At 58.9% G+C, this 5,346-nt stretch carries 5 protein-coding genes and 1 pseudogene; 4 read left to right on the top strand and 2 right to left on the bottom strand.

What is annotated here, in order from left to right; genetic code table 11:
* Nucleotides 1-52: 52 nt before the first annotated feature.
* Nucleotides 53-295 (top strand): annotated as a pseudogene (locus tag C9413_RS27070) (type I methionyl aminopeptidase); the annotation flags it as partial.
* Nucleotides 296-400: 105 nt separating this feature from the next.
* Here the strand turns inward: C9413_RS27070 and C9413_RS27075 are convergent.
* Nucleotides 401-991 (bottom strand): PadR family transcriptional regulator, encoded by a 591-nt coding sequence (locus tag C9413_RS27075; protein WP_039846861.1) that lies wholly within the window; start codon nt 989-991, stop codon nt 401-403.
* A 157-nt stretch (nt 992-1,148) separates the two neighbouring features.
* Here C9413_RS27075 and C9413_RS27080 point away from each other — a divergent pair, with 157 nt between their 5' ends.
* Both C9413_RS27080 and sbmA read left to right on the top strand, forming a co-directional pair.
* Complete coding sequence (locus tag C9413_RS27080; RefSeq protein WP_246703860.1) at nt 1,149-2,330, top strand: YbfB/YjiJ family MFS transporter; 1,182 nt, start codon at nt 1,149-1,151, stop codon at nt 2,328-2,330.
* 120 nt (nt 2,331-2,450) lie between these two features.
* Nucleotides 2,451-3,716, top strand: a complete 1,266-nt coding sequence (gene sbmA / locus C9413_RS27085; RefSeq protein WP_039845542.1) for a peptide antibiotic transporter SbmA — start codon at nt 2,451-2,453, stop codon at nt 3,714-3,716.
* A gap of 240 nt (nt 3,717-3,956) precedes the next feature.
* On the opposite strand, the gene C9413_RS27090 is transcribed toward sbmA, so the two are convergent.
* Nucleotides 3,957-4,955, bottom strand: coding sequence for a polysaccharide deacetylase (locus C9413_RS27090; RefSeq protein WP_039845541.1), 999 nt, complete (start codon nt 4,953-4,955; stop codon nt 3,957-3,959).
* Nucleotides 4,956-5,075: 120 nt separating this feature from the next.
* On the opposite strand from C9413_RS27090, the gene C9413_RS27095 reads away from it, so the two are divergent.
* The coding region (locus C9413_RS27095; RefSeq protein ID WP_281408684.1) for an NnrU family protein at nt 5,076-5,346 on the top strand (271 nt) is incomplete at its 3' end.

Consider the following 5,346-nt stretch of genomic DNA (forward strand, 5'->3'; position numbering starts at 1 on the left):
CTAGCGAGATGTGCAGGTGGCGCATGGGTCAGGAGATGTGTAGAAGCGCCAGCTGCACGAGGAGCCGGCCGAGCTTTCTACCTGGCCCGATCCTTCCGAAAAGCGGATGATGACCGAAGGGCTCGTTTTTACCGTCGAGCCTTTCTTGTCGCTCGGCGCGACATGGGCCGAAGGCGGCGACGATGCCTGGACGCTCTACGCCGACCCGCAAGCCCCGACCGTGCAGTTCGAGCACACTGTGGTAGCGACCCGGAACGGTCCGCTGATTTTGACGCTGCCGGATGGCGGGGTTTAGCGGCGATTTCTCGCGAGGTAGTTTCACCTTAACCAGCGAACTCTAAATCTTGGCTGGTGGCCAAGCACAAGATTTGGCAACCTCTCGCCTGTGGGGAAGCCGGCCTTACCCCTTCGCCTCCGGCTTGCCACCTTGCAGAATTTCCGTGGCGGCGCGTTCCAGGATGCCGGCGATGCGGGTGGCTTCGGCTTTCGACCACGGGTAACGCATCCTCAGTGCGGCGCGAAGCAGTGTGCGGGCGGCGCGAATGTCGCCGTTGTCGCGCATCAGATCCTCCTCGTCCTCGGCGTCGCGGTGGCGGCCGTGGTGATCCGGATCGAACATGCGGTTGACGAAAGCCATCTTCTCGCCGATGCGCTCGAGCTTGTTCAGCGTGTGCTGGATCATGGCGCGATTCTCCTCGACCTTTTGCCTGCCGCGTTCGGTGATCTTGTAGAGCTTCTTGGCACCTTCGATCTGGACTTCCGCCAGTTCCGTCTCTTCGAGATAGGTCAGCGCCGGATAGATGACGCCCGGGCTTGGAACGTAAAAGCCGCCCGAGCGCTCCTCCAGGGTCTTGATCAGCTCGTAGCCATGACGTGGTCGCTCGTCGAGCAACGCCAGCAGCACCAGTTGAAGATCACCAGCCGAAAACTTGCGGCCCATTCCCATCCGCATCGCTTCGCCGAACATGCCGCTACCTCTGAAACCTCTCATGGTTCGTTCCTTTGTCATTCGATGTATCGTTCACTATATCGTAAAACATATATCGTAAGATATGTCATTTCAAGTGACGCCGAGGATTTGTGAAATTGATCGATCGATCAGATTTTCTCGTTTGTCTCTGCCATTGTGCAGCGCGATAAAGCCAAGCATGTTAGTGCGTAGCGATACCGAACCAGTGAACCTCTTCCGGCCGGCGCTTGCCGGCATGATCGCGATGTCGGCCGCCATGGGCTTCGGGCGGTTTTCCTATACGCCGATCCTGCCCGGGATGATGAGCGGCGTGCCGCTTTCGGCGGCCGATGCAGGCTTCATCGCTTCTGCCAATTTCGCAGGCTATCTCGCGGGCGCCGTGCTTGCCACTTACAGCTGGGTCGCTGGCCATGAACGCAAGGTCGCGCTCTCGGCGCTTCTGGCCAACGCGCTACTGCTTGCCGCCATGGCCGCCACGAATTCCGTTCCGGTTTTCGCGACCATCCGTTTTCTGGCCGGATTGGCAAGCGCATTTGCGATGATCTTCACCTCGTCGATCGTCTTGAGTCATGGCGCTGCGGCGGGCAACGATCACGTTCAGGCGGCGCATTTCGGCGGCCCGGGTGCTGGCATTGCTCTCTCTTCGGTCATGGTGATGCTGATCGGTCTCATCTTTGCCGGCGCCTCCGGCTGGCGAGCCGACTGGATCGGCGGTGCGATCTTTTCGGCAATCAGCTTTTCCGCCGTCTGGCTTTTGCTGCCATCGGCGCCGGTACGCTCAGGCAATGCCGGCATGGAGCCGCCGATCGTCTGGAGGCCGCCGGTGGCTCTGCTCACGCTTTCCTATGGCATCTTCGGTTTCGGCTACGTGATCACCGCGACCTTCCTCGTCACAATCGCGCGCATGGACGCGGCGGGGCAGACGGTCGAATTCCTCTGCTGGTTCATCGCTGGGCTCACGGCAGCCGTTGCGCTTTTTGCATGGCGGCCGATGGTATATCTGCTTGGCCTCGGCTGGGTCTATGTAGCCGCCTTGCTGATGGAGGCGGTCGGGGGTCTCGCGACCGTGCTTTTGCCGCATTCGATTGCGCCGCTGATCGGCGGCGCTCTCTTCGGCGCCCCCTTCCTCGCCATCACCGCCTACGGGCTGCAGATCGGCCGCAAGCTGGCTCCGCAAAGCGCGCGCCGCATCTTCGCGACAATGACCGCTGCCTTCGGTCTCGGCCAGATCATCGGCCCCATCGTTGCCGGCTGGATTGCCGAGCAGACCGGCAGCTTCACCATGCCGACCTTTATAGCTGCCGCAGCCCTCATCCTGTGCGCCGCCCTCGTGCTTCCCGTCATCAAGAGATTGGGATAAGCCGTTACAAATGCGTAACAATGGGCCGAACCCATTGCTGCCTTCTTCGAACTGCCATAGTTTCCGGCACAATCAGTTAGCTGATACTCCCAAGATTCCAGTTCAGGAAAGCGACTGCTCGTGTTCCATTCCTTCTTCCCGCAGCCGAAACTCTTCTTCCCGTCAGTAGCCATCTGGGCACTTATCTGTATCGCCGTGTGGTATGGCGTCGGAGAATCGACGGGACTTTCTCTTGGTTTCGGGCCGCTTCCCGAGGGGCAGGAGCCTCCAATCGGACTCGACTTTTTCCTCTTGCCCGACAATCTGTTTTTTTATGCCTTCTTCCTGATATGCGTTGGTCTCTTCTGCGGTTTTTGGCACCTGCGAGCGAAAGACCATCCTTGGAGGATCTGGTCCGTTTGGGGTTCTGCGCTCATTATCATGGCGACATATTTCGGGGTTCAGATTTCCGTTGCCATCAACAACTGGCGCCGTCCGTTTGGTGATACGTTGCAGAATGCGCTGGCGAAAACGGCCCCAGTCACCGTCTGGGACTTCTATAGCCTTATGCTGATCTTTGCGCAGATCGCGTTTCTCAGCATGTTCGTTTCAATCATCACCGACTTCTTCACCAGTCATTATGTGTTTCGCTGGCGAACGGCCATGAATGATTTCTACATGTCCAAGTGGGAGAAGCTTCGTCATATCGAGGGTGCTGCGCAGCGTGTTCAGGAAGATACGATGCGTTTCTCGAGCATTCTTGAAGGCCTTGGCATCAACCTGATCAATTCGGTGATGACGCTCATCGTATTCCTGCCGATCCTGTTTGCCCTTTCAAGTTACGTCTCCGAACTGCCGATCGTCGGTGAAATCGGGCATACGCTGTTCTGGCTGGCGCTCTTCTGGTCCGCGTTCGGAACGGTGCTTCTCGCCGTTGCCGGTATCAAGCTGCCGGGATTGAACTTCCGCAACCAGCGCGTGGAAGCTGCTTACCGCAAGGAACTTGTTTACGGCGAAGATTATGCCGACCGGGCCCAGCCGCCGACGGTCAACGAGCTGTTTGCGAACGTCCGCCGCAACTATTTTCGGATGTATTTCCACTATCTCTATTTCAATGTTGCCCGCTACTTCTATCTGCAGGCCGACGCGCTGTTCGTGACCTTCATGCTGGTGCCGACGATCGTGGCGGGAAAGATCACCTATGGTATCTATCAGCAGATCCTGACTGCCTTCGGCCAGGTCAGCAACTCCTTCCAGTATCTCGTCAATTCCTGGACGACGATCATCGAGCTTCTGTCGATCCACAAGCGCCTCAAGGCCTTCGAGGCGGCGATCGACGACGAACCGTTGCCGGAGATCGATCAGCGCTATCTCGATCGTGAGGGCGTCGTCCAACCGGACGGCTAAGACTTGGGTTGCGCTAAGCTGGAGCGTCCCGTTTTCGGCAACTCCTCATCCGCCTTCCGGTACTCGTGGTGACGTTTGAGTCACTCGAACGATGGAGGGTGGCGGTGTCGCTGATGAATGCTGGGCGCAGCAATAACAGGGCGCGTCGCTTTGCTCTTCTGCCCAGCGGGGAGAAGATGCTCGAAGGGCGGATGCGGGCCCGGCCCGGCAGGAGTTTCAAAGGGCGCACAAAGGCGGCGCTCAAAGCCCCGAGGTTTCCTGTTCCTGCAATTTCCCGCGCGCCTCGATCATCGGGATCGCTTCCGCGTAGCTGACGCAGGCGACATCCGTTCGGCGGCAGACGTCGCTCACCAGGCGGTCGAGCGCGCGCCAATAGGCGCCGCCATTCATTTCCACGAAGTGGAACCCGAGCTGGAGGGGAATGCGGTCTCCGGCATATTGCTTGTCGAATGCGTCTTTGAAAGCCGCGTGGGCGCGCTCTTCGAAGACCTTGCTGTCGGTCTTGTCTTCTTCGCCCTTGGAGTGGCGGATGAAGAGGTTGTAGTCCATGCCGATAACCGGCTTTTCCTTCGGACCTTCGGGAATCAGCGGCAGGCCGAAGCGGATGATGCCGTCTTCGGCGACGGGCATGGCCGGACCCTTGGTGACGAGGCTGGCGTCATAGGAAAAGCCCGCCTTCTTCTGCGCAGCGATCATGTCGCCGCCCGCCGTCGCCGAAAGATAAGGTGCGCGAAAACCCTTGATGCCGTGCTCGACCAGATCCTGCCAACCTTGCGGCTCTTTGAGGTCGACGCTTTTCCAGGCGTTCTTCAGCGTCGCCTCGAAGGTCGAGTATTCGGCGGACCAATCGGCCTCGCTCCAATTGCGGCCGTCGAAATGGCCACAGGCGTGGCTCGAAATATCGTGGCCTTCGAGATGCGCATGCCAGATATTGCCGAGCCGCTCGCGGATTTCGTCGTCGCTTTGGGCAAAGCCGACATTGGACTTTCCGCGTTTTTGATGAGGGGCTTGGTAGGCTTTCTTCGCAGCCTGATTCATCAGGAACGTGCAGGAGAGAAAATAGGTGAAGTGTGCGCCATTCCTTGCTGCCATCTCGCGGCTCTTCTGCCACAGCGCGTTGTCATGGGCGCCATCGAAGGACACGATCACCAACTGTTTCGGCGGCTGGTCGGCTGCCTGGGCGGGAAGGGAGGTGACAAAGGAAAAGGCGAGGCAGGCAGGGAAAATGAAACGAAACATGGGCACCGCGAAAATTTGTTTGCGGCTTTCCTGTTACAGAATTGCGGCAAAGCTGCGGTGCCGCTGGCATTTTCCTGCGGCTGCGGTTAAGCCTCGGGAAACGGACAGGAGACGCGCGCCATGGCCTTGCTTATCATCGGCATCATACTCTTCCTCGGTATCCATCTGGTGCGGGTGGTTGCACCCGGTTTCCGCCAATCGATGATCGCAAGCCTCGGTGAGAACGGCTGGAAGATCGCCTATTCGATCGCAAGCCTTCTTTCGCTGATCCTGCTGATCTACGGTTTTGGCCAGGCGCGGCAGGTGACCGGCATGCTGTACATGCCGCCGGTGTGGATGGCGCCGAGCGCCGTGTCGCTGATGCTGAGTGCGCGCGTCGGTCTTGCAGCTT

The sequence above is a fragment of the Rhizobium sp. SEMIA 4085 genome (assembly GCF_013004495.1).
Classification (GTDB): domain Bacteria; phylum Pseudomonadota; class Alphaproteobacteria; order Rhizobiales; family Rhizobiaceae; genus Rhizobium; species Rhizobium gallicum.

Excerpts from the sequence above, each read along its gene's own strand:
- C9413_RS27075 (WP_039846861.1), bottom strand. The coding sequence starts at position 991 with ATGAGAGGTTTCAGAGGTAGCGGCATGTTCGGCGAAGCGATGCGGATG.
- C9413_RS27080 (WP_246703860.1), top strand. The coding sequence starts at position 1,149 with ATGTTAGTGCGTAGCGATACCGAACCAGTGAACCTCTTCCGGCCGGCG.
- C9413_RS27090 (WP_039845541.1), bottom strand. The coding sequence starts at position 4,955 with ATGTTTCGTTTCATTTTCCCTGCCTGCCTCGCCTTTTCCTTTGTCACC.